18 protein-coding genes are annotated in these 26733 nt (G+C 70.2%); 14 read left to right on the top strand and 4 right to left on the bottom strand.

All coding sequences use genetic code 11. From position 1 onward, the window contains the following. The first annotated feature begins 153 nt into the window (after positions 1-153). Both ATSB10_RS18640 and ATSB10_RS18645 read left to right on the top strand, forming a co-directional pair. Positions 154-2823 (top strand): M16 family metallopeptidase, encoded by a 2670-nt coding sequence (locus ATSB10_RS18640; RefSeq protein WP_063674196.1) that lies wholly within the window; start codon positions 154-156, stop codon positions 2821-2823. Positions 2824-2875: 52 nt separating this feature from the next. Continuing rightward, complete coding sequence (locus tag ATSB10_RS18645) at positions 2876-3307, top strand: hypothetical protein (protein WP_063674197.1); 432 nt, start codon at positions 2876-2878, stop codon at positions 3305-3307. Positions 3308-3364: 57 nt separating this feature from the next. Here the strand turns inward: ATSB10_RS18645 and ATSB10_RS18650 are convergent, their stop codons facing one another. Continuing rightward, entirely contained in the window at positions 3365-3832 is a 468-nt protein-coding gene (locus ATSB10_RS18650) for a Dps family protein (protein ID WP_063674198.1), read from the bottom strand. Between the two features lie 117 nt (positions 3833-3949). Between ATSB10_RS18650 and hrpA the strand changes: the two genes are divergently transcribed. The 6 genes from hrpA to ATSB10_RS18680 all read left to right on the top strand — a co-directional run bounded on the left by hrpA (position 3950) and on the right by ATSB10_RS18680 (position 16029). Then, positions 3950-8104 carry an ATP-dependent RNA helicase HrpA gene (gene hrpA / locus ATSB10_RS18655; protein WP_063674585.1) on the top strand — a complete coding sequence of 1385 codons (4155 nt, stop codon included), beginning with the start codon at positions 3950-3952 and terminating at the stop codon, positions 8102-8104. 65 nt (positions 8105-8169) lie between these two features. Further along, complete coding sequence (locus tag ATSB10_RS18660; RefSeq protein ID WP_063674199.1) at positions 8170-10299, top strand: RelA/SpoT family protein; 2130 nt, start codon at positions 8170-8172, stop codon at positions 10297-10299. Positions 10300-10390: 91 nt separating this feature from the next. Further along, entirely contained in the window at positions 10391-12196 is a 1806-nt protein-coding gene (locus tag ATSB10_RS18665) for a tetratricopeptide repeat protein (protein ID WP_063674200.1), read from the top strand. A 4-nt stretch (positions 12197-12200) separates the two neighbouring features. After that, positions 12201-13043, top strand: a complete 843-nt coding sequence (locus tag ATSB10_RS18670) for an SDR family oxidoreductase (protein ID WP_063674201.1) — start codon at positions 12201-12203, stop codon at positions 13041-13043. Between the two features lie 121 nt (positions 13044-13164). After that, the gene (mrcB, locus tag ATSB10_RS18675; RefSeq protein ID WP_063674202.1) at positions 13165-15495 is read left to right on the top strand and encodes a penicillin-binding protein 1B; all 2331 of its coding nucleotides are present in this window, start codon (positions 13165-13167) and stop codon (positions 15493-15495) included. A 9-nt stretch (positions 15496-15504) separates the two neighbouring features. Continuing rightward, on the top strand, positions 15505-16029 hold the full coding sequence (locus ATSB10_RS18680; RefSeq protein WP_063674203.1) for a tetratricopeptide repeat protein: 525 nt from the start codon (positions 15505-15507) through the stop codon (positions 16027-16029). Here ATSB10_RS18680 and ATSB10_RS18685 read toward each other — a convergent pair. Then, positions 16016-16258, bottom strand: coding sequence for a hypothetical protein (locus tag ATSB10_RS18685; protein WP_083966295.1), 243 nt, complete (start codon positions 16256-16258; stop codon positions 16016-16018). The two genes, ATSB10_RS18680 and ATSB10_RS18685, sit on opposite strands and share 14 nt — an antisense overlap. A gap of 80 nt (positions 16259-16338) precedes the next feature. Here ATSB10_RS18685 and yoaA point away from each other — a divergent pair, with 80 nt between their 5' ends. The 5 genes from yoaA to ATSB10_RS18710 all read left to right on the top strand — a co-directional run bounded on the left by yoaA (position 16339) and on the right by ATSB10_RS18710 (position 22917). Then, positions 16339-18294: a DNA repair helicase YoaA gene (yoaA, locus tag ATSB10_RS18690; RefSeq protein WP_063674586.1), complete on the top strand. Its 1956-nt coding sequence runs from the start codon at positions 16339-16341 to the stop codon at positions 18292-18294. A gap of 118 nt (positions 18295-18412) precedes the next feature. Next, entirely contained in the window at positions 18413-19834 is a 1422-nt protein-coding gene (locus tag ATSB10_RS18695; RefSeq protein WP_063674205.1) for a sugar porter family MFS transporter, read from the top strand. 158 nt (positions 19835-19992) lie between these two features. Next, positions 19993-21321 (top strand): cell envelope integrity protein CreD, encoded by a 1329-nt coding sequence (creD, locus tag ATSB10_RS18700; protein ID WP_063674587.1) that lies wholly within the window; start codon positions 19993-19995, stop codon positions 21319-21321. Beyond that, positions 21318-22016, top strand: coding sequence for a tRNA (adenosine(37)-N6)-threonylcarbamoyltransferase complex dimerization subunit type 1 TsaB (tsaB, locus tag ATSB10_RS18705; protein WP_063674206.1), 699 nt, complete (start codon positions 21318-21320; stop codon positions 22014-22016). The genes creD and tsaB overlap by 4 nt, the downstream gene beginning before the upstream one ends. 19 nt (positions 22017-22035) lie before the next feature. Then, the gene (locus ATSB10_RS18710; RefSeq protein ID WP_063674207.1) at positions 22036-22917 is read left to right on the top strand and encodes a methyltransferase domain-containing protein; all 882 of its coding nucleotides are present in this window, start codon (positions 22036-22038) and stop codon (positions 22915-22917) included. Positions 22918-22924: 7 nt separating this feature from the next. On the opposite strand, the gene ATSB10_RS18715 is transcribed toward ATSB10_RS18710, so the two are convergent. Continuing rightward, the gene (locus ATSB10_RS18715; protein WP_063674209.1) at positions 22925-23968 is read right to left on the bottom strand and encodes a YeiH family protein; all 1044 of its coding nucleotides are present in this window, start codon (positions 23966-23968) and stop codon (positions 22925-22927) included. Between the two features lie 90 nt (positions 23969-24058). Between ATSB10_RS18715 and ATSB10_RS18720 the strand changes: the two genes are divergently transcribed. Then, a complete protein-coding gene (locus ATSB10_RS18720) occupies positions 24059-24931 on the top strand; it encodes a LysR family transcriptional regulator (RefSeq protein ID WP_063674212.1) in 873 nt (290 codons plus the stop codon). Between the two features lie 12 nt (positions 24932-24943). Here the strand turns inward: ATSB10_RS18720 and ptsP are convergent, their stop codons facing one another. Next, a complete protein-coding gene (gene ptsP, locus ATSB10_RS18725) occupies positions 24944-26695 on the bottom strand; it encodes a phosphoenolpyruvate--protein phosphotransferase (RefSeq protein ID WP_063674214.1) in 1752 nt (583 codons plus the stop codon). Positions 26696-26733: the final 38 nt, after the last annotated feature.

The raw sequence follows: 26733 nt of genomic DNA on the forward strand, positions 1-26733 counted from the left end.
TGCGCGCAAGTTGTTGCAGATGTTCCGCGCGGGTGGGGTCGGCATGACGTGACCGCGTTGAATACCCGGGCGAAGTCGTTTCGCCTGGTGCCCTGCGCGCGCCGCGTTCTGGCGACGGGTGCGGACGTGTTCCGGAAACAAGGAAAGGAATTGATGAAGAAGAGTTCGATGAGTGCCGTGATCGGCATGCTTCTGGCGGCCGGTGCGATCGGCCAGGTTCAGGCCGCGGCGGTCCCCGCCGACGTCACCCGGGCCACGCTGGACAACGGCCTGCGCGTGGTGATCGTGCGCGATACCCTGGCGCCGGTGGTGACCACCGAGCTGAACTACCTGGTCGGCTCGGACGAGGTGCCGGCGGCGTTCCCGGGCACGGCGCACGCGATGGAGCACATGATGTTCCGTGGCAGCCCGGGACTGAGCAAGGACCAGCTCGCCGCGATCGCGGCGAACATGGGCGGCGCGTTCAACGCCGATACCACCCAGGGCGTCACCCAGTACTACTTCGTCACGCCGTCGCAGGACCTGGACGTGGCATTGCACGTCGAGTCGCTGCGCATGCGCGGCGTGGACGTGACCGAGAAGGACTGGGCGAAGGAGCGCGGCGCGATCGAGCAGGAAGTCTCGCGCGACCTGTCCAACCCGTCCTACAAGGCCTACGAGCAGTTGCAGGCTCAGTTGTTCGCCGGCACACCCTACGGCCACACGCCGCTGGGCACGCGTGCCTCGTTCGACAAGACGTCGGCGGCGATGCTCAAGCGGTTCCACGACACCTGGTACGCGCCGAACAACGCGATCCTGGTGATTGCCGGCGACGTCGATCCGGCTGCGACGCTGGCCAGGGTGAAGCAGGAGTTCGGCGACATCCCGCGCAGCCAGCTGCCGGCGCGGCCGGAATTTTCCTTCAAGCCCGTGCAGGCCAAGGCGGTCGCCCTGCCGACCGACAGTCCCTACGGTTCGGTGTACCTGGCCTATCGCCTGCCCGGCATGAAGGCGAAGGATTACGCCACGGCCGCGGTGCTCGGCCAGGCGCTGGCGTCCAAGCGTGCCGGACTGTTCGGCATGGGCATGGACGGCACCGCGCTCTACGGCGGCTTCGCCGCGCAGTTCATGCCGCAGGCCGGCTTCGGCATGGCGGTCGGCATCTTCCCGCGTGGCGGCAACCCGCAGCCGGTGCTGGCACGGATGCGTTCGATCCTGGCGCAGGCGGCCAGCAAGGGCGTTGATCCGGCATTGGTCGATGCGGCCAAGCGCCAGGCGATCGCGGCGCTGGAATTCAAGAAGAACTCGGTGGATGGGCTGGCCAACGCCTGGTCGCAGGCGTTGGCATTCGAGGGGCTCGACTCGCCGGATGCGATCAGGCAGGCGATCGAGGCGGTGACCCCGGCGCAGGTCGATGCGCTGGCCAGGGCGACCTTCGATCCTGCCCATGCCGTGACCGCCATCCTGACCCCGGAGAGCTCGGGCAAGCCGATTGCGGGCAAGGGCTTCGGCGGCGCGGAAAGCTTCGCCTCCAGCCCGGACAAGCCGGTGCAGCTGCCCGAGTGGGCGGCCAAGGCCTTCGCCAAGCTGAGCGTGCCGAAGTCCTCGCTGCACCCGGTCGACTACCACCTCGCCAACGGCATGCGGCTGATCGTGCAGCCGGAGGCGATCAGCAACACCGTGGTGGCCTTCGGCCGCGTGCAGACCAACCAGGACCTGCAGGCACCCAAGGGTGAGGAGGGCGTCGCCGACGTGCTGGGTCAACTGTTCCAGTTCGGCACCACCCACCTCGACCGCCTGCAGTACCAGGCCGCGCTCGACGCGATCAGCGCCCGTGCGTCCGCCGGCAGCAGCTTCTCGCTGGCGGTGCCGTCGACCCACTTCGCCGAGGGCATGAAGTTGCTGGCCGATGCCGAGCTGCACCCGGCGCTGCCGGCCAAGGCGTTCCCGATCGTGCAGCGGCAGACGGCCGGCTTCGTCGCCGGACAGGTGCAGTCGCCGGATTTCCTGACCCAGATCGGCCTGGACCAGGCGCTGCTGCCGGCCGGCGATCCGGAGCTGCGCCACGCCACGCCGCAGAGCGTGATGGGCCTGACCCTGGACAAGGTGAAGCAGTATTACGCCCAGGTGTTCCGACCGGACATGACCACCCTGGTGGTGGTCGGCAAGGTCGATCCGGCGCAGGTGAAGCAGGTGGTGGAGCAGGCCTTTGGTGATTGGAAGGCGAGCGGGCCGAAACCCGAGGTGGACTACGCCGCGGTGCCGGCGAACCATGCCGGCCAGCTGCACGTGCCCGACACCAGCGCCAGCCAGGACAGCGTGACGATGGCGCAGACCATCGACGTCACCCGCGACGATCCGGACCGCTATGCGCTGAACCTCGGCAACGAGGTGCTGGGCGGCGGCTTCTACGCCTCGCGCCTCTACCACGACCTGCGCGATACCCGCGGCCTGGTCTACAGCGTCGGTACCAGCTTCGACTACGGCAGGAACCGCAGCACCTACTCGGTGGACTACGGCGCCGATCCGGACAAGGTGAAGGCGGCCAGCGCACTGGTGGTGCAGGACCTGAAGCAGATGCAGACGACGCCGGTATCGCCGGCCGACCTAGATCGCGCCAAGGGCATCCTGTTGCGGCAGATGCCGCTGGGCGAATCCAGCTTCGGTGGTATCGGCGGGCAGTTGCTCGGTCTGGCGATCGAGGGCAAGCCGCTGGATGCGACCACGGTCGCCGCGAAGCACTACCTGGAGATGACCGCGCTGCAGGTGCAGCAGGCGTTCGCCAAACACGTGCGGCCGGAGGCCTTCGTCACGGCGGTGAAGGGGCCGGCCCCGAAGGGGTAAGCAGGGACCGGCGGTGGGCGTTCTGCCCACCGCCTTGCCGACGGGAGACAGTATGTCGAAGCAAGATGGCTATCCCATTGCGATTGCTTCGCTGCGGGAGCAGGCGCGGGATCGTTACCGCCTCTGGTTCTTCACCGGCCTGGTCTTGTTGTGCGTCGCGGCGACGGTGATTGTTCACGGATTCACGGGGTCCGGACTGCCGATTGCGATCGCGGAAGGTGCAGTGATCGGCATGTTGCCCTCGGCGGTCGCCGGGCAGCCCGGATGCATGCCTCTCGGGCCCGGCGACGCGATGAAGGTCGAGCAATGGTTCGAAGGAAAGCGCTACCGGCGGGATGGCCGTGGCTGGGTTCCGGCTGTGCCGCGCGCCCTCTACTTCGACAGCCAGATCGTCTCCATCGCAGGCGGCGTCGTTACCGGGCCGGTCGTCACCCTGCGGGCCCTCCGTCGTTATCTGCAATCCGGCTATACCCGACCGCAATAAGCCCAGAACGAAAAGCCCGCTGGAGGGCGGGCTTTTCGTTCCACCGGTGGAGTTCGCTCACTTCAGCAGCGAGCGGAGCATCCAGGCGGTCTTCTCGTGCTCCTTCAGGCGCCCGGTGACCATGTCGGCGGTACCTTCGTCGCCGGCCTTGTCGGCCACCTTGATGGTTTCGCGGGCGGTATGCGCCACGATCTCGTGACCTTCCACCAGCTGGCCGACCATGTCCTTCCAGTCGGGGACGCCGGACTCCTCCTTGATCGCGCTCAGCTTGCCGAACTGGCTGTAGGAGCCCGGGGCGAACACGTCCAGCGTGCGGATGCGTTCGGCGACCTCGTCGGCGGCCAGCCACAGCTCGTTGTACTGGGTCTCGAACATCGCGTGCAGGCTGTTGAACTGCAGGCCGGTCACGTTCCAGTGGAAGCTGTGGGTCTTCAGGTACAGCGAATAGGTGTCGGCCAAGAGCTTGGACAGATGCTTGGCGATCGCTTCGCGATCCTTCTTGGCAATACCGATATTCATGGCCATAGGGGCTCCTTCGGTGGGTTCGTTGCTTGCAGGAGTCCAGCATAGTCGCCGCTTCCGTCGCCGGGAAATGAAACCTCCCGATGCCGGCCATAGGCTGCCGCTATCATGTGCGGTCCGATGACCGACGCCACCGCTTCCGCCCCGATCCCTGCCGCCCGCCTGCGCGAACTGCGCCAGGCGCTGGACGGCGTGTGCACCCGCGACTTCGGCCGCCTGCTCGGCCGCTGGCGCGGGCTTCAACGCCAGGGCGACGTGCGCAAGGCCGACGCGTTGGCCGCGGCGATCGCCGCCTCCGCGGCCACGCGCCAGGCCCGCGTCGAGGCCAAGCCGGCGATCCGGCTGGACGAATCGCTGCCGATCACCGCCCGCGCCGACGCCATCGTCGAGCTGATCCGCAAGCACCAGGTGGTGGTGATCGCCGGCGAGACCGGCTCGGGCAAGACCACCCAGCTGCCCAAGCTGTGCCTGGCCGCCGGTCGTGGCGAGGCCGGCATGATCGGCTGCACCCAGCCGCGCCGGCTGGCCGCGCGCTCGGTCGCCGCCCGCGTGGCGGAGGAACTGGGCACCACGCTGGGCGACCAGGTCGGCTTCCAGGTGCGCTTCACCGACAAGGTGTCCGAGCGCAGCCTGGTGAAGTTCATGACCGACGGCATCCTGCTGGCCGAGACGCAGGGCGATCCGTGGCTGTCGAGCTACGACACCATCATCATCGACGAGGCACACGAGCGCAGCCTCAACATCGACTTCCTGCTCGGTTACCTCAAGCGGCTGGCAGCGAAGCGGCCGGAACTGAAGATCATCGTCACCTCGGCGACGATCGACACCGCGCGTTTCGCCGAGCATTTTGGCGACGCGCCGGTGGTGTCGGTGGAAGGCCGCGCGTACCCGGTCGAATTGCGCTGGCGCCCGGTCGATACCGTAGGAGCGCACCCTGTGCGCGACGCTTCTCCTGCCGTGCCGAAAAGCGGTCGCGCACAGGGGGCGCTCCTACCGTCGAACGTGCAGCAGGGCAGCGCCGAGCACATCGCCCAGGTGATCGACGAGATCGTCGCCGACCGCAGCCTCGGCGGCGGCCCCGGCGACGTGCTGGTGTTCCTGCCGGGCGAGCGCGAGATCCGCGACGCGCACCTGCTGCTGTCGCGCCGGCAGTACCGCGAGACCGAGATTCTGCCGCTGTACGCGCGGCTCTCCGCCGCCGACCAGGACCGCGTGTTCAAGCCCGGTCCGAAGCGTCGCGTGGTGCTGGCCACCAACGTCGCCGAGACCTCGCTCACCGTGCCGCGGATCCGCTACGTGGTGGATACCGGCACCGCGCGGGTGAAGCGCTACAGCCAGCGCAGCCAGCTCGAGCGGCTGCACGTGGAGCCGATCTCGCAGGCCGCCGCTGACCAGCGCAAGGGGCGCTGCGGTCGCATCGGCCCGGGCATCTGCTACCGCCTGTACGACGAGGCCGAATTCGCCGGCCGCGCCGCCTATACCGACCCGGAGCTGCTGCGTTCCTCGCTGGCCAACGTGATCCTGCGCATGCTCGCCCTGAAGCTGGGCGAGGTGGACGAGTTCCCGTTCCTGGAGGCGCCCGATCCGCGCGTGGTGGCCGACGGCTACCGCCGGCTGGCGGAGATCTCGGCGATCGACGACAAGCGCACGCTCACCGCGATCGGCCGCGACCTGGCGCGCCTGCCGATCGACGTGCAGCTGGCCCGCATGCTGGTCGAAGCGCGCCGGCTCGGCTGCCTGCGCGAGCTGCTCACCGTGGTGTCCTTCCTCAGCATCCAGGACCCGCGCGAGCGCCCGGCCGATGCGCGTCAGCAGGCCGACGCGGCGCATGCGGTGTTCGCCGATCCGAAGTCCGATGTCCTCGGCGTGCTCAACCTGTGGCGCGCCTACCACGACGCCAGCGAGGAGCTGACCCAGTCGAAGCTGCGCGACTGGTGTTCGCGGCATTTCCTGTCCTTCCTGCGCATGCGCGAGTGGCGCGAGCTGCACCGGCAGCTGCTGCTGGTGGTGGGCGAGATGGGCTGGTCGAGCCGCGAGGGTTCCGCCGTCGAAGCAGCGCCAGGCGACCAGGCTGCGGCTCCGCCGCACGGGCGCGACCGGCACAGCCGGGCCGAGGCCGGTCGACCGGGGCGGCGTGGCGGCAAGCCGGAAGAGGGGCAGGGCGGGGCGACCGTGCAGGATCGTGGTCGCCGGCCGTCGGTGCCGGCCAAGGCATCGTCCACACCGGTCGACGACGAGGCCGCCGCCAGCCGCCTGTTCGAGGCCATCCATCGCAGCCTGCTCGCCGGCCTGCCGACCCAGGTCGGCCGCAAGGACGAGAAAGGCGTGTTCCGCGGCACGCGCGAGCGCAAGTTCCAGGTGTTCCCCGGCTCGGCGCTGGCGAAGCTGCCGCCGAACTGGGTGTTCGCCGCGCAGATCCTGGATATCGGCGGCAAGGTGTGGGGCATGATGTGCGCCCGCGTTGAGCCGCAGTGGATCGAGGAGCAGGCCGCACACCTGGTCAAGGCCAGCTGCCGCGAGCCGCACTGGTCGCGCAAGCGCGGCTGCGTGGTGGCCTATGAGCAGGTGAGCCTGTTCGGGCTGAACCTGGTCGAGCGGCGCGCGGTGACTTTCCAGTCGCAGGACCCGCCGCTGGCGCATCGGATCTTCCTGCGCGAGGCGCTGGCGCGTGGCGACATCGATGCGAAGGTCGACTTCGTGCGCGCCAACCAGCGCGTGCTGGAAGACGCGCGCGGCATCGAGGCCAAGCAGCGGCGTGAGGGCCTGATCCGCCACGAGGACGAGCTGGTCGCGTTCTTCGAAGGCAAGCTGCCCGAGGACATCGCCAGCAGCCGCGCACTGGAGGCTTGGCATCGCCGCGCGCGCCCAGCCGAGCAGGCGGCGCTGCGCTGGTCGATCGACGACGTGCTGGTCGGCGGCGCCGGGCTGGACCCGAAGGCGTTCCCTGCAGCGATGGACATCGGCACCCAGCGCTACCGGCTGGAGTATCGCTTCGTGCCCGGCGACGAAGCCGACGGTGTCACCCTGCACCTGCCGCTGGCGATGCTCAACGCGCTGCCGACCGCACGCTGCGAATGGCTGGTGCCCGGCCTGCTGGCCGAGAAGGTCGCCGAACTGATCCGCGGCCTGCCCAAGGCGTTGCGGCGCAACTTCGTGCCCGCGCCGGATTTCTCCCGCGCCTTCGTCGAGGCCGAGGCGCCGCGCGACGAGCCGCTGGCCAGGGCGCTGGCCACGTTCCTCAAGCGCACCACCGGCGTGGAGATCAGCGCCGCCGAGTTCGCCCCGGTCGAGCTGCCGGCGCACTTTTCCATGCGCTACCGCCTGCACGACGACAGCGGCCGCACGCTGGCCGCCTCGCGCGATCTGGCCGCGTTGCGCGCGCAGTGGCAGGGCCAGGCGCGCGAGGCGTTCTCGCGCAAGACCGACGTCGAGCTGATGCGCGAAGACGTTGCCAGCTGGGATTTCGACGAGATTCCGCCCGAGGTGCGTTCGGCCGGCGGCCTGCTGGCGTTCCCGGCGCTGGTGGATCTCGGCGAGGCGGTGGCGCTGCGCGTGTTCGAACGGCGCGACGAGGCGAGCGAGGCGCATCGCGACGGCGTGGTGCGGCTGCTGCGCAATGCGCTGGCCAGCGACATGAAGCAGGCGCGCCGACGCCTGCCGATCGTCAACGCACTGTCGCTGAAGTACGCGCCACTGGGCAGTGTCGACGGTTTGCGTGAGGAGCTGGTCGAAGGCGGCTTCGCCGACCTGCTCGAGCGCCACGAGCTCGACGTGCGCACCGCCGGTGCATTCGAGGCGCTGCGCACGCAGGCGGCGCGCGAGCTGTTCGGTGCGGCGATCGAGCGGCTCAAGCGGGTCGAGCCGATCATCGAGGCGCAGGCCGAGCTGAAGCCGTGGCTGGAGCCGCCGCTGATCGGCTTTGCGCGCGCCAGCTATGACGACCTGCACGAGCAGCTCGATGCGCTGCTCGCACCGGGTTTCGCGCGCGAGCTGACGGTGGAGCGGCTCGGCCACCTGCCGCGGTACCTGAAGGCGATGCGCCTGCGCGCCGAGCGCCTGCGCCAGGACCCGGCCAGGGACCAGCAGCGCATGCTGCAGGTGCTGCCTTACTGGCGCGCTTACCTCAACCACCGCGCCGAGGGGCGCGATGGGCTGGAGGAGCTGCGCTGGCTGATCGAGGAGTGGCGCGTGTCGCTGTTCGCGCAGGAGCTGAAGACCGCCGAGCCGGTGTCGGCCAAGCGGCTGGCGCGGGCGCTGGAGGCCGTGGACGGCTGAGCGTCGGTCAAGGCGCGTTGCCGGTCCACCCTTACAATGGACCGGTTATCCAAGGATTCCGCCCGATGGCCCAGGCTCCCGACATCGCCGTTTCCACGTTCGCCGCGTGGCGCGCCCGCGCCCGGAACGTGCCGGCGTTGCTCGCCGCGGCACTGGATGCCTGTACCGCCTCACCGGTCGATCAGGCCGAATGTGTGGATGTGCTTGAGCTGCTGGTGATGCTCGACTGCGACACCGCCACCCAGGCCGCAGCGCTTTGGTTCGCGCTGGCGCAGGCGGCGCCGGATGTTTACGAGGCGAATCAGTCCGCACTGCCGGCGGACGTGCGCCGGCTGGTCGACGGTCAGCAGGCGGCGGAGAAAGTGTGGACGCTGCATGCGCAGCCGGGCGGTGCCGCGAGTTCGGAAGGGTTGCGCCGGCTGTTGCTGGCGATCATCCGCGACGTGCGCGTGGTGTTCGTGCTGCTGGCGCGGCAGCTCGCCCGCATGCGCGCCGCGATGACGCTGGATGAGGGGATGCGCGTCCGGCTGGCCCGGCTCACCCGCGACATCCATGCGCCGCTGGCCAACCGCCTGGGTATCTGGCAGCTGAAGTGGGAGCTGGAGGACCTGGCCTTCCGCTACCTCGAGCCCGATACCTACCGCCGCATCGCCACGCTGCTGGACGAGCGGCGCGAGGATCGCGAGCAGTTCATCCGCGAGTCGCTGGCCGAACTGCGCCGCTCGCTGGAGGCGGCCGGCATCCGTGCCGACCTGGCCGGGCGGCCGAAGCACATCTACTCGATCTGGAAGAAGATGCAGCGCAAGTCGCTGGCCTTCTCCGACCTGTACGACATCCGCGCCGTACGCATCCTGGTCGACAGCGTGGCCGACTGCTATGCCGCGCTGGGCGTGGTGCACGCGCTGTGGCCGTACCTGCCCGGCGAGTTCGACGACTACGTCGCGCGGCCCAAGGCCAACGGCTACCGCTCGCTGCACACCGCGGTGATCGGCCCGCATGGCAAGACGCTGGAGGTGCAGATCCGCACCCACGAGATGCATCGTGCCAATGAGCTCGGCGTGGCGGCGCACTGGCGCTACAAGGAAGGTGGCGGTGCCGACGCCGAATTCGAGGCGAAGATCGCCTGGATGCGCCGGCTGCTCGAGCCGCGTGCCGACGGCGAGGGCGAGCTGGCTGCCGGGCTGCAGACCGAACTGGTCGAGGATCGCGTCTACCTGCTCACGCCCAAGGGCGAGGTGTTCGACCTGCCGCACGGCGCCACCGTGCTGGATTTCGCCTACCACGTGCACACCGAGGTCGGGCACCGCTGCCGCGGCGCCAAGGTCAACGGGCGCATCGTGCCGCTCAGCTACCAGCCGCGCAGCGGCGACCGGGTGGAGATCCTCACCACCAAGGTCGGCGAGCCCAGCCGCGACTGGCTCTCGCCGCACCACGGCTACCTCAACACCGCGCGGGCGCGCGAGAAGGTGCGCGCCTGGTTCCGCCGCATCGCCCACGACGCCAACCTCGCCGCCGGTCGCGCCATGCTCGAGCGCGAGCTCAAGCGCCTGGCGTTGCCGAACGCCGATCTCGCCGCGCTGCCGGCCCATTTTCATCTCAAGACCCACGACGAACTGCTGATCGCGCTGGCACTGGGCGAAGTGGCGCCGGGACAGATCGCCCGCCTGCTGCAGGAGGCGGCGCAACCGCCGGAGCCGGCTTCGCCTCCGCCAGCGGCGTCGAGGGTGCCGACGATCGACCAGGGCGCGCTGACCATCGAAGGCATCGGCAACCTGCTCACCGTGCTGGCGCGCTGCTGCCAGCCGCTGCCGGGCGACCCGGTGCGCGGCTTCGTCACGCGCGGGCGCGGCGTGTCGGTGCATCGCGCCGATTGCCCCGCGCTTGCCCGCCTCGCCCGGCGCGATCCGGACCGGGTCATCGAGGTGAGCTGGGGGCGGGTGCCGGCGCAGGCCTACCAGGTCGATATCGAACTGCACGGCTACGACCGCAAGGGCCTGCAGAAGGACGTCACCGCGGTGATCAGCAACGCCAACATCCCGATTATCGCCTCGTCCAGTCGCATGTTCGTGCGCACCGGCGAGGTGGAGATGCGTTTCACCCTGCGCGTGCGCGACTACGAGCAGCTCTCGCACCTGCTGGCGAAGCTGGTGGCGTTGTCCAACGTGGTGGATGCGCGCCGGGTCGGCGCACGCTGAGCCGGCTGGCAGTTGAATGGCCGTCCGAACCCGGGCGGCCCGGCCGGGGTCGGATGCTAAGCTTCGGCGGTTATCGACCTGGCGACTCACGATGAGCGGACGCAACGACCCGCGCGGCCCGCAAGGGCGCACCGAACCCACCCTGGGCAATCTCGACGATCTGGATCGTCCGGCACCCGCGCCGCCGGCTCCGGACGATGGCTTGCCCCGGGTGGACGTGGAAGCGCCGTCGCATCGCGCCGCGGCGGCTTCGTCGCGTGCGCGCCGCCAGCTCGAAGCGGAACCGGAACAGCAGCCCGCCCGCAAGCGCGGCTGGCTGGTGCCGCTGGCCCTGCTCGTGGTGGTGGGGCTGGCGACGGTGGCCTGGCTCAACCAGGACACGCTGCGAGGCATGGTGCCGCGTACCAGCTTCAACGACGTGCTCTCCCGCGCCAATGCCGCGCTGCAGGCCGGGCATCTGGACGGTACCGACGGCACCAGCGCACGCGAACTGTTCCAGGCCGCGCGCGCGCTCGAGCCGGACAACGACCGCGCGCTCGACGGCCTGCGTGCCGTCGGCCAGGCCGAGCTGGCCCAGGGCCAGAAGCAGCTCGGTGCCGGCGACCTCGATGCCGCCACGCAATCCGCTTCGGCCGCGCGCGAACTGCTCGGCGGCGGTACCGACGTCGACCAGCTGGACCGCGCGATCGCCCAGGCGCGCCTCACCCACATGCATGCCTCGGACCTGGTCGAACGGGCGCGCGACGCCCTGGCCCAAGGCAAGCTGGACGGTCCCGACGGCGCCGCGGCGCTGTTCGCGCAGGTGCTCGCCGCCGACCCCGGCAACGCGGTGGCCTCGCACGGCCTGGACCAGGTCGGCGGGGCCTACGCCGATCTGGCGCGCAAGGCGCTGGATGCCGGCGACGCGGCCACCGCTGGAACGGCGATCGACAAGCTCGCCTCGCTGCTGCCGCGCTATGGTGACCTGCCGTCGCTGCGCGCACAGCAGGCCCAGGTGCAGCGCGCCCACGACGATGCGGTGAACCAGGCGGTGACCCAGGGCATGGATGCGTTGCGCGCCGGTCGCATCAGCGGTTCCGGCGACGACACCGCGCTGGCGTATTTCCAGAAGGCGCTGACGCTGGACCCGAACAACCCGGCTGCCCAGTCGGGACTGGGCAAGGTGGTGCAGGCGCTCACCGTGCAGGCCAATGCGGCGATCGACAGCGGTGACGACGCCCAGGCCAGGGCCCTGCTCGACCAGGCCCAGGCGCTGGCGCCGAAGTCCGCCGACCTGGCTGCCGCCCGGGCACGATTGGGCCAGGCAGCCCCGGCTGCGGCCGGATCGTCGGCCCCGGCTGCGCAAGCCGGGGCGGCGCCGACCGGCGCCGCCGGTGGAACAGCCAGCGCCTCTCCGGCGGCGCCGGCGAAAGACGACGCGTCCGGCGCGCTGCTGCAGCCCAGCCTGACCCCGGCACAACAGGCCCAGGTCAGTTCGCTGGTGCAGCAGGCGAAAGAGGCCGCGCAGCGGGGCGACATCATGTTGCCGCCGGGCCAGAGCGCCTACGACCTGTACCGCAGCGCGCTGGCCATCGACGGCAACGACAAGGCCGCGCGCGATGGCCTGCAGAACCTGCCGGCGACGGTGATCCAGCTGTTCAACCAGGCGCTGCAGGGCGGGCGCCTGGCCACCGCTGGCGATATGCTCGGCAACCTGGCGGATCTGTCGCCGGGCGATCCGAACCAGGGCCAACTGCGCCATCGCCTCGCCGAAGCCTGGCTGGATCGCGCCGAGCAGCAGCTGGACAGCGGCGACCGCCCCGGTGCCTCGCAATCGCTGGATCGCGTGCGCAAGCTGGCGCCACAGCATCCCCGGTTGGCCGAGCTGACCGCGCGCCTGAACAACGCCGGGCGGTGATCGCATGACCCTCCTGGTGCTGGGCGCCAGTAGCCAGATCGGCCGTTTCCTGCTGCCGCGGCTGTGCGAAGCCGGACACGATGTGCTTGCATTGAGCCGCCGGTCGCAGCCGGCGCAGTCCGGCGTGCGCTGGATCGAAGGTGGCCTGCCCGATGCGATGCCACGCGACCTGCCGGCGCTGTCCGGCATCGTCAGCTACGGGCCGCTGCTGCCATTCGCGCAGTGGCTGGCGCAGGCGCCGCTGCGCGGGTCTCCGCGCATCGTCGCCACCAGTTCGATGAGTGCGCAGACCAAGCGCGACTCCGTCGTGGCCGCCGAACGGGAGATCGCGCGACTGCTGCACGAGGGCGAGCAGACGCTGGCGGATGCATGCTCGGCGCGGGGACTGGCGTGGATGGTGCTGCGCCCGACCATCGTCTACGGTGCCGGGCTCGACCGCAGCCTGACCCCGATCGCCCGGCGCGCTGCGCGGCTCCATCTGTTTCCGCTGCCGGCGGGGCGCGGACTCCGTCAGCCCGTGCACGCCGACGACATTGCCATGGCGAGCATCGCCGCGCTGGATCCGGCGGCGGCAAGCGGCGGGATCCTGCCCATCGGCGGCGGCGAGCGCCTGACCGCAGCGCAGATGTTCGCCCGCGTGCGCGACAGCTTGGCGGTTGCCACGGTGCCGTTGCCGGTACCGGGCGTCGCCTTGCATCTGGCCGCGCGTCTGGCACCGAAGCTGCGCGGTCCGCTGGCACGCCTCGACGAGGACCTGGTGGCCGACAACACGGCGCTGGTGCGTCTGCTCGGCGTGCAGCCGCGGCCGTTCCGGCCGGACGCCGGCTGCTGGGGGCTGGCGCGCTGATCCGCCCGCGGATCGCCTGCGTCGTGCCCGCATCCTGCCCCGCCCGCGGGGCGGGCATTCATATTTGCGCCGGGGGTGAGGGCCTATCATCGATCCCTGTTTTCCCCGGGAATTCCTCGCGTTGGCCTTTGTGACCCGACTGCAATCCTTCGTCCGCACCGCCTGGCCGTGGGTGCGCATTCCGTTCTGGATCGGGGTGGGCCTGTTCTTCGGCTTCCTGTTGCCTTACACACTGGTGCTCAACAAGCGCGTGCAGGACCGCTTCAACGACCTGGTGTTCGCGGTACCCACGCGGGTCTTCGCGCGCCCGCTGCAACTCGAGGCCGGCGAGCCGATGACGCCGGCGGCGCTGGAGCTGGAGCTGACCTTCGCCGGCTACAGCGAGGACGGCAAGGGCGAGTTGCCCGGACGCTGGGGCAAACATGGCGGACGCTATACGATCTCCTCGCGCGGCTACGCCGGCCCGGACGGCGGCGAGCTGCCCAAGCGCATCGTGGTCACGATGGGGCGGGGCGTGGTCGCGTCGGTGGTCGACGCGGGCAGCGGCAAGCCGCTGAAGGAAGCGCATCTCGACCCGGCACGCATCGCGACCGTGTATGGCGCGCAGCAGGAAGAGCGCCGCATCGTGCACCTGGCCGACGTACCGCCATTGCTGGTGAGCGGGCTGCAGGCGGTCGAGGACCGCGACTTCAAGCACCACATCGGCATCGACTTCACCGCGATCCTGCGTGCGGCGTTCGCCAACCTGCGCGCCGGTCACACGGTGCAGGGCGGTTCGACGCTGACCCAGCAGCTGGTGCGCAACCTGTTCCTGGACCGGAACCAGAACTTCACCCGCAAGTTCAACGAGGCGATCCTGTCGCTGCTGATCGAGGCGCACTATCCGAAGTCGCGCATCCTCGAGGCGTACATCAACGAGGTGTTCCTCGGCCAGCAGGGCAGCCAGGCGGTGCATGGCTTTGCCGCAGCGGCGGAGTTCTACTTCGGCCGCCGGCTGGAAGAGCTGCGACCGCAGGAGATCGCCTTGCTGGTCGGCATGGTCAAGGGCCCGAGCTACTATGATCCGCGGCGCTATCCCGAGCACGCGCTGGCGCGACGCAACCTGGTGCTCGAGCAGTTCGCCAAGACCGGCCTGATGACCGCGGCGCAGGCCAAGGCGGCCGAAGCCACGCCGCTGGGCATCGCCGACAACGCGCAGCTGCCGCACAACCGCTTCCCGGCCTTCATGGACCTGGTGCGACGGCAGATCCGCGCCGACTTCGACGACGACACCCTGCGTGCGGGCAACCTGTCGATCTTCACCACGCTCGATCCGGCCGCGCAGCTGTATGCCGAAAAGGCGGTCACCGAGGCGGTGAAGTCGCTGGGCAAGCGGGGCAACGCGATCCAGGCCGCCGGCGTGGTGACCGACGCGCATACCGGCAGCGTGCTGGCGGTGATTGGCAGCAAGACCCCCGGCGACCCCGGCTTCAACCGTGCGATGGACGCGCAGCGCCCGGTCGGCTCGACCATCAAGCCATTTGTCTACCTGGTCGCGCTGACCGATCCGGCGCACTGGAACCTCGGTACGCTGCTGGACGACAGCCCGGTCAGCATGCGCCAGCCGGACGGCTCGATGTGGGAGCCGCACAACGACGACAACCAGAGCCACGGCATGCTGCCGATGGTCGATGCGCTGGCGCATTCGTGGAACCTGGCGACGATCCATCTGGGACTCGAGGTCGGCCTGCCGCGGATCCAGGCGTTCCTGGAGTCGTTCGGTTTCAAGGGCATCAATCCCAGTCCCTCGCTGCTGATCGGCGCACAGGACATGGCGCCACTGCAGCTGGCGCAGCTCTACGAATACCTCGCCTCCGATGGCCACGCCCTGCCGCTGCTCGCCGTGCGTGGCGTGGTCGACGGCAACGGCCGCACCATCAAGCGCTACGAGGTGCAGGAAGGTCCCGGCGAGTACCAGCCGGCGGTGCGCCTGATCACCTGGGCGATGCAGCAGGTAGCGGTGTTCGGCACGGCGCATTCGATCGGCGACTCCGGGCTGGCCTGGCTGAATGCGGCCGGCAAGACCGGTACCAGCAACGACACGCGCGACAGCTGGTTCGCCGGCTTCACCGGCGACCGTCTGGCGGTGTTCTGGATGGGCCGCGACGACAACAAGCCGACCGGGCTGTTCGGCGCCACCGGCGGTCTGCGCATCTGGCGCAACCTGTTCGCACGGCTGCCGACCCGTCCGCTGTCGGCTGAGCCCGGCCCCGGCCTGGAGATGGCCTGGATCAACCCCGCCGACGGCAAGCGCACCGATCCGCAATGCAGCGGCGCGCGCCAGCTGCCGGTGGTCGCCGGCAGCCTGCCGCCAGAGGTCGACAGCTGCTTCTGGCAGCGTGTCGGCAACTTCTTCGGCGTCGGCGACAACAACAATCCGCCGTCGCAACCCGCGCCAGCACCCAGCCACTAAGCCGCAGCCATGTCCGCGTATCGCATCCACCGTGTCCTCCCCGTCGCCGCCGCCGTGTTGCTGGCCGGCTGCTTCGCCGACAACCCGCCCGCACCGCCATCGCCGCCACTGCCCTCGCCGCAGGCGATGGTCAATGCGATCCGCGCCGCCGGTGAGCGCGAGCAGTCGGTGATCGACGTCAGCCCGCTGCGCGATCCGGGCGTAGCGTCATTGCAGGATGCCGCCCAGGCCGATGCGAGCTCGGGCAATTTCAGGCAGGCGGCCGGCAAGCTCGATCAGGCGTTGAAACTGAGCCCCGAATCGCCCGACCTGTTGCAGGACCGTGCCGAACTGGCGGTGCGCCTGCAGGATCTTCCCGACGCCGAAAAGCTGGCGCAGAAGTCGTGGTCGCTGGGGCCGAAGCTCGGTCCGCTGTGCGCGCGCAACTGGCAGACCGTGGTGGAGGTTCGCCTGCACGCCCGCGACAACGCCGGTGCTGCCCTTGCGCGCCAGCAGGTGCAGGCATGCCACAAGCCCGGCATCAACCGTTTCTGAGTCGGATCAGGCGTGGTGGGGGGCACGCGGCCCATGCCAGCCAGCCGAGCACCAGCACGATCACCCCGGCGAAGCTGATCCGGTCGGCGTGGTGTTGCAGCGAGCGTCCGCGGGGAAAGCGTCCCAGCGTGATCGCCAGCAGGCCTGCGCGGCCAAGTTGGAAAAGCACGCTTTCCCACAGCGCGTCGCGGACCGGGAACCACACGATCCCCAGCAGTCCATCCCGCATCGGCATCGCTCCCTCTGGCTCGATGGAATCGTAGCGTTCGCGTGCTCGCCGCGCCGCAGCCCCTCGGCCATACTTGGCGGATGATCGATCCCGATGACGCCGCGCCCGACGACGTCGGTGCGCTGCTCGGCGCCGACGGCCCATTCGCCCGCGAGCTGCCCAACTTCGCCCCGCGCGCCGCGCAGCAGGATATGGCGCGGGCGGTCGCGCACGCCATCGCCGAGCGCGAGACGTTGATCGCCGAGGCCGGCACCGGTACCGGCAAGACCTTCGCCTACCTGGTGCCGGCGCTGCTGTCCGGCGAGCGGGTGATCGTCTCCACCGGCACCAAGGCGCTGCAGGACCAGCTGTTCTTCCGCGACCTGCCGCGGGTGCGCTCGGTGCTCGGCAGTCGGGTGAAGACGGCCCTGCTCAAGGGCCGCGCCAACTACCTGTGCCTGTACCGGCTCGACCAGACCGTGCGCGACGGCGGCAGCCTGGATCCGGCCCAGTCGCACCAGCTGGCGGCGATCCGCCAGTGGTCCGCGCGCACCCGCCATGGCGACCGCATGGAGCTGGCCGAGGTGCCGGAGGAATCGCCGCTGTGGCCGCGGGCCACCTCCACGCCGGAAAACTGCCTCGGCGCGGAGTGTCCGTTCTTCGACGACTGCTACGTGATCAAGGCGCGCCGCGAGGCACAGGATGCCGATCTTGTGGTGGTGAACCACCACCTGCTGTTCGCCGACCTGGCACTCAAGCAGGAAGGCTTCGGCGAGATCCTGCCCGGCGCGCAGGCCTTCATCCTCGACGAGGCGCACCAGGTGCCCGAGCTGGCGGGTCAATTCTTCTCGCAGAGCGTGAGCGCACGGCAGCTGTCCGAGTTGGGCCAGGACGCGCTCACCGAATGCAGTGGCATCACCGGCGCGATCGGCCTGTTGCTGGAACCGGTGGAAGCCCTGCAGGAGGCGCTGAAGAAGCTGCGCGCGGCGATGGAGGCGCTGCCCGCACGCGGTCCGTTCGCCGAGCTGGACAGCCGCGCTGTGGTGCGCGACGGGTTGCGCGACCTGGTCGAGCTGGTCGCCACGCTGTCCGACCAGCTCGCCTCGCAGGCCGACCGCTCGCGCGGCTTCGCCAACGTCTACGAGCGCTCGCTGAGCTTGAGCGAGCGGCTGGAGCGCGTCGTCGAAGGCCAGGCCGGCGAGGCGCGCGGCGTCGACGTGCGCTGGTACGAGCTGTTCCCGCGCGGCTTCGCCATCCACGCCACGCCGCTGGACCTGGCCGCGCCCTTGCGGGCGATGCGCGAGCGCACCCAGGCGGCGTGGATCCATACCTCCGCCACGCTCTCGGTCGGTGGCGACTTCGGCCACTTCGCGCGGCAGCTGGGGCTGGAGGATCCGCAGACGCTGAGCCTGGAAAGTCCGTTCGATTATGTGCGCCAGGCGCTGTGCTACCTGCCGCCGGGCCTGCCGGACCCGGCCGCGCGCGACTACACCGACCAGGTGATCGAGGCCGTGCTGCCGGTGCTGGAGGCCTCGAACGGCCGCGCGTTCCTGCTGTTCACCTCGCACCGCGCGCTACGTCGCGCGGCCGACCTGCTGCGCAGCCGCGTGCCGTGGCCGTTGTTCGTGCAGGGCGAGGCGCCGCGGCACCGCCTGCTGGAAGAGTTCCGCGCCAGCGGCCATGGCGTGCTGCTCGGCGCGGCGAGTTTCTGGGAGGGCGTGGACGTCGCCGGCGAGGCGCTCAGCGTGGTGGTGATCGACAAGCTGCCGTTCGCCGCGCCGGACGATCCGGTGCTGGTTGCCCGGCTGGAGGCGCTGGAGCAGGCCGGCATCAATCCCTTCATGGGGTGGCAGGTGCCCAGCGCGGCGATCGCGCTGAAGCAGGGCGCCGGCCGGCTGATCCGCGACGTGCACGATCGCGGCGTGCTCGTGTTGTGCGATCCGCGCCTGCTCGGCAAGGGCTACGGCAAGCTGTTCCTGGCCAGCCTGCCGCCGATGCCGCGCACGCGAGAGGTGATCGACGTGCGCGCGTTCTTCGCGCAGGCGCAAACGGGCTAACCTAGGGCTTGGCCGCACGGATCGTTGTGCGGTGCGGGATGCATACGTATTCAGGCCGAAGGCGCCGGGCGCGCATCGCAGAATCGGCCGGACTTCACACAAAGGGGTGGGAACAACGATGGCAACGACGGAGACCTCGGCCGACGCCGAGCAGCACGCCACGCTGCGCGTGGTGGTGATCGCGGCGGCGGCCGCGCTGGGCGGCTTCCTGTTCGGTTTCGACACCGCGGTGATCAACGGCGCGGTGGATGCGGTGCGCGGCGCGTTCGCACTGAATGCGGGCGAGATCGGTTTCACCGTGTCCTGCGCCCTGCTCGGGTCTGCGGCGGGTGCCTGGTACGCCGGCTCGCTGGCCGATCGCTTCGGCCGCGTGCGCACCATGCAGGTGGCGGCGCTGTTCCTGGCGATCAGTGCGCTGGGTTCGGGGCTGGCCTTCGGCGTGTGGGACCTGATCTTCTGGCGCCTAGTCGGCGGCATCGGTGTCGGCGTGGCGTCGGTGATCGCACCGACCTACATCGCCGAAGTCTCGCCGGCGCGGGTGCGTGGCCGTCTCGGTTCGATGCAGCAGCTGGCGATCGTGCTCGGCATCTTCGTCGCCCTGCTCAGCGATGCCTGGCTGGCCGGTGCGGCCGGCGGCGCGGCGGACAAGCTGGCCTTCGGGCTGGCCGCTTGGCGCTGGATGTTCCTGGTGGCGGTGATCCCGGCGCTGATCTACGGCGGTCTCGTGCTCGGTGTGCCGGAGTCGCCGCGCCACCTGGTCGCCAAGGGCCGGCTGGCCGAGGCCAAGGACGTACTGCGCCAGGTGCTCGGCATGAGCAGCGACAGCGCGCTCGACAAGAAAGTGGGCGACATCGCGCACAGCCTGAAGATGGAATACCGCCCGCGCCTGCGCGACCTGCGCGGTCCGACCGCCGGCCTGCTGCCGGTGGTGTGGGTGGGCATCCTGCTGTCGGTGTTCCAGCAGTTCGTCGGCATCAACGTGATCTTCTACTACTCGTCCACGCTCTGGCATTCGGTGGGCTTCAGCGAGGCCGACTCGTTCACCATCACCGTGGCCACCTCGGTGGTGAACGTGCTGGTGACCCTGGTGGCGATCGCGCTGGTCGACAAGATCGGCCGCAAGCCGCTGCTGGTGGTCGGCTCGGCCGGCATGGCGGTGACCCTCGGCGTGATGGCGTGGTGCTTCTCGCAGGCCACCGGCACGGGTGCCGACCTGGTGCTGCCGCATTCGATCGGCCCGGTGGCGCTGGTGGCGGCCAATGCCTACGTGGTGTTCTTCGGCCTGAGCTGGGGTCCGATGGTGTGGGTGCTGCTGGGCGAGATGTTCCCCAACCGCATCCGCGCGATCGCGCTGGCGGTGGCGGCCTCGGCACAGTGGCTGGCCAACTTCGTGATCAGCTCCACCTTCCCGGCGCTGGCGCAGATCGGCCTGACCTTCGCCTACGGCCTGTATGCCGCCTTCGCGCTGATCTCGCTGTTCTTCGTACTGTCGGCGGTGCGCGAGACCAAGGGCATGGAGCTGGAGGAAATGCCGGGCTGAGCCTCGGCACGGTTCGCCTCGCAAGGGCCGCCTTCGGGCGGCCCTTCGTTTTTGGCGCGCAGGCAAGCCGCCCGCGAGTGGTCTTCTCCCTGCCACGGATGGCCCCGGCCGTGCCCGATCGGGCTGTTCCCATGCAGGCTTTGCGGGAGGGATGGATCATGCGTGGATGGACACAGACGGTCACTGCCAGGGGGGCCGGGATCGGGTTGCTGGCGCTGGTGATGCTGATTCCGCTGGCGCAGGTGCGCGGACTGGTCGCCGAGCGCGAGCAGATGCGTGACCAGGCGGCGGCGCAGGTGGCGCAGGGCTGGGGCGGCCGGCAGGTACTCGGGGGACTGGTGCTGGCGGTGCCGCTGCGGATCCCGGCGGAACCGGACAGCAGCGGCCTACCGCGCTGGCGCGGCGGCACCGAGATCGTGCTGCCCGACGAGGCGCAGATCGATTCCACCCTGCGGGTCGACGTGCGCCAGTACGGCATCTACCGCGTGCCGGCGTTCGCCTCCACGGTGAAGCTGGCCGGGCGCTTCACGGCGCAGGACCTGGCGCAGTTCCGCCGCGAGGCCGGCGGCACCTGGCAGGGGCAGCAGGCCGAACTGCAGCTGCCACTCGGCGACCTGCGTGGCCTGCAAGGCGTGGACGAGCTGAAGATCAACGGTCTGCCGGCGCGCTTCCGCTCATCGGCCCGTCACCTGGGCGGGCTGGCCAGCGTGGTGATACCGCTCGATCTCGATGCGCTCGGCGACCAGCCGATCACCTTCTCGATGACCCTGCACCTGGCCGGCACCGGCTCGATGGCCTGGCTGCCGCTGGCGCGCACCACCGATGTGCACGTGAAGGCACCCTGGCCGGATCCGAGTTTCACCGGCGCGGCGCTGCCGATGGAGCGTGCGGTCGGAGCGGACGGCTTCGACGCGCACTGGCGGGTGCTCGACCTCAACCGCAGCTTCGGCCAGCACTGGCGCGAGGGCGACGGCAGTGTCGAGAGCGCCCTGCGCGATGCCGCGTTCGGCGTGCAGCTCTACCAGCCGGTGGACGTCTACCAGCGCAACCTGCGTGCCGGGAAGTACGGCGTGCTGTTCATCGGGGCCACCTTCCTGGCGTTCTTCCTGGTCGAGGTGTTGCGGCGGCTGCGCGTGCACTCGGTGCAGTACCTGATGGTCGGTGCCGCGCTGGCGACGTTCTACGTGGTGCTGCTGGCACTGTCCGAGCAGATCGCCTTCGCCGCGGCCTATGCGGTGGCTGCGCTCAGCGTGGTGGGCATCGTCGGCGGCTACGCCGCGGCGGTGCTGCGCGCACGCCGGGCGGGCCTGATCCTCGGCGCGGCGCTGGCACTGGTCTACGCGATCCTCTACGGGCTGATCGCGGCCGAACAGTACGCGCTGCTGATCGGCTCGTTCGTGCTGCTCGCGGCGGTGGCGCTGACCATGTACCTGACCCGCCGGATCGACTGGTACGCCGCCACCCCCGCTATCATGGAGCGCTCATGAACCTGCTCGCCCTCGAAACCTCCACCGAATCCTGTTCCGTCGCGCTGGTGCACGGCGACAGCCTGATCGCACGCAGCGAGCTGGCACCGCGTCGGCATGCCGAGCTGGTGCTGCCGATGGCCGACGCCCTGCTGGCCGAGGCCGGCCTCGGCCGCCACGCGCTGGACGCGATCGCGGTGGGGCGTGGTCCGGGCGCGTTCACTGGCGTACGGCTGGGCATCTCGCTGGCGCAGGGCATGGCGCTGGCGCTGGATCGTCCGGTGATCACCGTGTCCTCGCTGGCGGCACTTGCGCTGGAAGCGCCGGAAGACGACGGCGATGCGGCGATCCTTGCCGTGATCGATGCGCGCATGGGCGAGGTCTATGCCGGCTGTTATCGCCGCGATGCCCGGGGCGGACTGGTGCCGCTGGACGAGGAGCGTGTCACCACGGCCGACGCGCTGGTCCTGCCGGATGCCGAGGCGTGGCAGGTAGTCGGCAGCGGCTGGGCCACGTATCACGTGGCGATCGCCGACCGTCTCGCCGGCAAGCGGCTGGTGTCCGCGGGCGGCGCGCATTACCCCCAGGCCGCGCACGTGGCGCGGCTGGCCGTGCAGGAGGCCGCGCTCGGCCATCTGCTGCCGCCCGAGCAGGCCCTGCCTGTCTACCTGCGCGACAAGGTGGCGCTGACCCTGGTGGAGCAGGGTCGGGCGTAGAGCCCGCCTTGTGCCGCACATGGCGGATGACGCCGTACCGCGAGAGGACGAGCCGCTTGCCGGCTGGCTGGACCGGATCGAGCGGGACGCCCGGCTGACCGAGTCCGCTCGCTGGCGCGAGCGCGACGAGGTGCTTGACCAGCTCGACGGGTGGCGGACCGCGGTCGACGCATCGGGCGATCGCACGCTGCCGCAGCGGTTCGATGTGCTGGAGGCGCGGCTGCAGGCGGTCGACCATGCACTGCATGGGGCGGTGCGCGAGTCGATACGACGCGGCAGCGGGCGCGACGCGCTGCTCGGCCTGGTCCGCGCCGGCACGACGCCAGGTGTCGGCCAGGCGCCATCCAGCGACCGCTACGACGCCCTCGACGCGCTCATCGGCGGGGTGCTCGACCTCGCCCCCGGCGAAAAGGGCCTGCAGCCGCTGGGGAAGGACATGGTGTTCTACCAGCCGACGCCCGCGCGGCACATCTTCGATTCGCTCGAACAACTGCGACTCGGCTCCGACGACGTATTGATCGATCTGGGTGCCGGCCTGGGGCACATGCCCCTGCTGGCCGCGATCTGCACGCCGGCACGCTGCATCGGTATCGAATGGCAGGCGGTCTACGTGGTGGCCGCCCGGGCCCGCGCCGCTGATCTCGGGCTGGACCGCGCCGCGTTCGTGCAGGGCGACCTCTGCGAGGCGGACCTGGGCGGGGGCACCGTGTTCTATCTCTACACGCCGGTCTCGGGCGCGCTGCTGCGCCGGGTACTCGATCGCCTGCGTGGGGAGGCGGAGCGTCGTCCGATCCGCCTGTGCACACTCGGACCCTGCACCGAGGTGGTGGCCGGCGAGGCTTGGCTGCGCGCCGAGGGGCCGTGCGATCGGCACCGCCCCGTCGTGTTCCGCAGCCGCTAGCCGCGGCTCAGAGCTGGCCCATCACCAGCTGCACCGCGAGGCTGCTCACCGCCACGGCCGCCCACACGCCCAGGCCGAGCAGGATCGGACGCACGCCGGTCGATGCCATGCGGCGCAGGTTGGCCGACAGGCCCACCGCGGTCAGTGCGACCACGATCAGGAACTCGGCCGCCTCGTGCAGCGGGCCCTGCAGCGCTGCCGGTACGAAGCCGGCCGAGCGCACGGCCGAGGCGACCAGGAACCACAGGATGAACCAGGGGAAGATGCGCGACAGCTTGAAGTCGCTGCCGCCGCGACGCTTCTCGCGCACCGCCACGGCGATCGCCAGCGCGATGCACACCGGGATGATCAGGGTGGCGCGGGTCAGCTTGACGATGGTGGCGAAGTCGCCGGCCGTGCGGCTGTAGCTGTAGCCGGCGGCGACCACCGACGAGGTGTCGTTGATCGCCGTGCCGGCCCACATGCCGAAGCCGAGGTCGGACAGGTGCAGCAGATGGCCGAGCAACGGGAACAGCAGCACCGCGACCAGGTTGAACAGGAAGATGGTGGAGATCGCGAACGCGGTGTCGTGCTCGTCCGGGCGCAGGATCGGCGTCACCGCGGCGATCGCCGAGCCGCCGCAGATCGCAGTGCCTACGCCGATCAGGATCTTCAGGTCGTCGTGCACGCGCAGCCAGCGGCCGAGCGCCCAGGCGGAAACGAACGCCACGCTCATCGTCACCAGGGTCACCGACAGCGACTGCAGTCCGGTCTTGGCCACCTGGTCCAGGCTCAGGCCGAAACCGAGGGCGATGATCGACCACTGCAGCACCTGCTTGGAGGCGAACTGGATGCCCGGCCGTACCCGCGTCGGCAGGCTGATGAGGTTGGCGACGAGGATACCCAGCACGATGCCGATCACCGGCCCGCCGACGAGGCGGAAATGCTGGCCGAGCAGATAGGCCGCGATGGCGATCACCAGCGTGAGCACGAGGCCTGGCAGGCGTTCGAGCAGGGTGGGGGAGGCGCTGCTGGCCGGCGCGGTGGCGGCGGGCGAGTGGGAGGTGGTCACGGCAAGGCTCCGGTTTCGATGGCGCCATGATCCTCCGGCATCGTATTCAGAAAAACTTCGAATAACTTACTTGGTGTATAAGATTTCCTGATGATCAACATCAGCCCGCGTCAGCTCCAGGTGTTCGTCCAGGTCGCCACGCTCGGCAGCGTGCGTGCGGCGGCTGAGCACCTGCACCTGACCCAGCCGGCCGCGAGCATGGCCCTGCGCGACATGGAGCATCAGCTCGCTGCACCGGTGTTCGACCGCGAGCGGGGGCGCCTGCACCTCAACCCCCGTGGCCGGGAGCTGTTGCCGCTGGCGCAGGAGCTGCTCGAGCGCTACGCCGAGTTCGGTCGCCATGGCGCCGGCGACGCGATGCTGGGCGGCGAGCTGCGGGTGGGTACCAGCAACACGGTCGGCAACTACCGGGTGGGCGAGTTGCTGGGGCGCTTCGTCGAGGCGCACCCGCAGGTGACGATCCGGCTGCGGGTGGCCAACACCGAGGCAATCGCCGCGGCGATGCTCGATCACGCGCTCGATGTGGGTTGCGTGGAAGGGCCGGTGACCCATCCGCAACTGGAGGTGCGTCCCTGGCGCACCGACAGCCTGGTGGTATGCGCCCGCCCGGATCATCCGCTGGCAAGGCGTCGGCGGCTGGCCGCCGAGCATTTCGCCGGTGCGCGCTGGGTGCTCCGCGAGCCGGGCTCGGCCACGCGCGCGCTCAGCGAACGGGCGTTGGGCCAGCTGCCGGGCGGGCTGACCGTGCTGGAGCTGGACCAGATCGAGGCGATCAAGCAGGCCGTGGTCGCCGGACTGGGCATCGCCTGCCTGCCGGAGGTGGCGGTGACCGATGCGGTGGCCGCCGGGCGTCTGAAGGTGCTGCACACGCCATTCCTCGACCTGACCCGGCAGCTGTCGATCCTGCTGCACCGGCAGAAGTACCGCGGCGCGGCGATGGAGGCGTTCCTGCGGACGCTCTGAATGCTCTGTCGCTCAGGCCGGCACGGTCGGGAGCGTTGCGTCGATCGAGGCCAGCAGGGCTTCCACCTGCTCGTGGGTGTGCGCGCGGATCAGCTTCGGCGCCATGCGCCGCAGCGTGTCGTGGTCGAGTTCGCCGAGGCGGTCGCGGACCAGCAGCAACTGGCTGGGATGCATGCTGAACTCGCACAGGCCCAGCGCCAGCAGCAGCGCGGTGAAGTTCACGTCGCCGCCGATCTCGCCGCACAGGCTGACCGGCTTGCGCACGCGGCGGCCGGCACTGATGACATGGCAGATCAGCCGCAGCAGCGCCGGATTGAGCGGGTTGTAGACGTTCTCCAGCGCATCGTTGCCGCGATCGGCGGCGAGCACGTACTGGGCCAGGTCGTTGGTGCCGATGGCCAGGAAGTCGGCATGCTCGAGCAGGGCTCGCACGTTGATCGCCGCGGCGGGCACTTCGATCATCGCACCCAGCGGGAGCTTTTCCGGCAGGTCCACGCCCTCCTGCTTCAGTTCCTGCCGGGCCAGCTTGAACAGTGTGCGCACGGCGATCATCTCGTCCGGCTGGGTCACCATCGGAACCAGCACGCGCATCGGGCCATAGCAGGCGGCGCGCAGGATCGCGCGGATCTGCGTGGTGAACACGGCCGGGTGGCGCAGCGACAGCCGCACGCCGCGCACGCCGAGCGCGGGATTGTCCTCGCCGCGCAGCGCGATGCCGGCAGCATCGGCCTTGTCCGCGCCGAGGTCCAGCGTGCGGATGGTCACCGGCAGGCCGCCCATGCCGATGACCAGGTCGCGATAGGCGATGAACTGCTCGTCCTCACTGGGCAACCCCTTGTGGCGCAGGAACAGGAATTCGGTGCGGTACAGGCCGACGCCGTCGGCGCCGCGGGCCCGGGCCATGGCCACGTCGGCAGCGGACTCCGCGTTGGCCAGCAGCCGGACGTCGATGCCGTCGCGGGTGCGTGACGGCGCGTTGGCCAGCTTGGCGAGGCGCCGACCTTCCTGTGCCGCCTCGCGCTGCCAGGCGCGGTAGCGGGCCAGGTCCTGCGCGGTGGGATGGACGATCGCCTCGCCCTGTTCGGCGTCGAGCAGGATCAGGTCGTCGTCGTGGATGCTCGACAACGCGTCGCGCGTACCCACCAGCATCGGCAGGTCGAGGCTGCGGGCGAGAATCGCGCTGTGCGAATACGGGCTGCCGGAACTCGCCACCACGCCGAGCAGGCCATGGCCGGCCAGGTGCGCCATGTCGCCCGGTGCGATGGTGTCGGCGATCAGGATCTCGCCGACGCGGGCGGCCAGCTTGCGCTCCTCGGCGGTGGTCTGGCGTTGCAGCGCGGAGATCACCCGGTTGATGACCTGGTCGACGTCCTCGCGCCGGCTGCGCAGATAGGGGTCGTCCATCGCCTCGAACACGGCCGCGATGCGGTCACGCTGCTTTTTCAGCGCGGCACCGGCACGGTAGTGGCCGATGCGGATCATGTCGTCCAGCCCGCGCAGCAGTTCGGGGTCGTCCAGCAGCAGGGTGTGCGCGTCGATGAACTCGTTCACCTCGCGCGCCAGTGCTCCATGCAGCTTGGTGCGCAGGTCGCGCAACTCCTGGCGGGCGGTCTCCAGTGCCAGGTGCAGGCGGTCGAGTTCCGCCCCGACCTCGTCCTCCCCCAGGGGGCGGTTGTCCACCGCATAGCGGCTCGGTTGCACCAGTCGCGCACGCCCCAGGCACATGCCCCGGGCGGCGATGGTTCCCGGCAGACTCTGCCTCATGCCTGGCTCCCTCCCTGGGTGGGTCGGTCCATGACCGG

It is taken from the genome of Dyella thiooxydans (assembly GCF_001641285.1).
Classification (GTDB): Bacteria; Pseudomonadota; Gammaproteobacteria; order Xanthomonadales; family Rhodanobacteraceae; genus Dyella_A; species Dyella_A thiooxydans.

What these genes read in the sequence shown, in the direction of transcription:
- ATSB10_RS18640 (WP_063674196.1), top strand. Translation starts at nt 154, where the DNA reads ATGAAGAAGAGTTCGATGAGTGCCGTGATCGGCATGCTTCTGGCGGCC.
- ATSB10_RS18645 (WP_063674197.1), top strand. Translation starts at nt 2,876, where the DNA reads ATGTCGAAGCAAGATGGCTATCCCATTGCGATTGCTTCGCTGCGGGAG.
- ATSB10_RS18650 (WP_063674198.1), bottom strand. Translation starts at nt 3,832, where the DNA reads ATGGCCATGAATATCGGTATTGCCAAGAAGGATCGCGAAGCGATCGCC.
- hrpA (WP_063674585.1), top strand. Translation starts at nt 3,950, where the DNA reads ATGACCGACGCCACCGCTTCCGCCCCGATCCCTGCCGCCCGCCTGCGC.
- ATSB10_RS18660 (WP_063674199.1), top strand. Translation starts at nt 8,170, where the DNA reads ATGGCCCAGGCTCCCGACATCGCCGTTTCCACGTTCGCCGCGTGGCGC.
- ATSB10_RS18665 (WP_063674200.1), top strand. Translation starts at nt 10,391, where the DNA reads ATGAGCGGACGCAACGACCCGCGCGGCCCGCAAGGGCGCACCGAACCC.
- ATSB10_RS18670 (WP_063674201.1), top strand. Translation starts at nt 12,201, where the DNA reads ATGACCCTCCTGGTGCTGGGCGCCAGTAGCCAGATCGGCCGTTTCCTG.
- ATSB10_RS18680 (WP_063674203.1), top strand. Translation starts at nt 15,505, where the DNA reads ATGTCCGCGTATCGCATCCACCGTGTCCTCCCCGTCGCCGCCGCCGTG.
- ATSB10_RS18685 (WP_083966295.1), bottom strand. Translation starts at nt 16,258, where the DNA reads ATGCGGGATGGACTGCTGGGGATCGTGTGGTTCCCGGTCCGCGACGCG.
- yoaA (WP_063674586.1), top strand. Translation starts at nt 16,339, where the DNA reads ATGATCGATCCCGATGACGCCGCGCCCGACGACGTCGGTGCGCTGCTC.
- ATSB10_RS18695 (WP_063674205.1), top strand. Translation starts at nt 18,413, where the DNA reads ATGGCAACGACGGAGACCTCGGCCGACGCCGAGCAGCACGCCACGCTG.
- creD (WP_063674587.1), top strand. Translation starts at nt 19,993, where the DNA reads ATGCGTGGATGGACACAGACGGTCACTGCCAGGGGGGCCGGGATCGGG.
- tsaB (WP_063674206.1), top strand. Translation starts at nt 21,318, where the DNA reads ATGAACCTGCTCGCCCTCGAAACCTCCACCGAATCCTGTTCCGTCGCG.
- ATSB10_RS18710 (WP_063674207.1), top strand. Translation starts at nt 22,036, where the DNA reads ATGGCGGATGACGCCGTACCGCGAGAGGACGAGCCGCTTGCCGGCTGG.
- ATSB10_RS18720 (WP_063674212.1), top strand. Translation starts at nt 24,059, where the DNA reads ATGATCAACATCAGCCCGCGTCAGCTCCAGGTGTTCGTCCAGGTCGCC.
- ptsP (WP_063674214.1), bottom strand. Translation starts at nt 26,695, where the DNA reads ATGAGGCAGAGTCTGCCGGGAACCATCGCCGCCCGGGGCATGTGCCTG.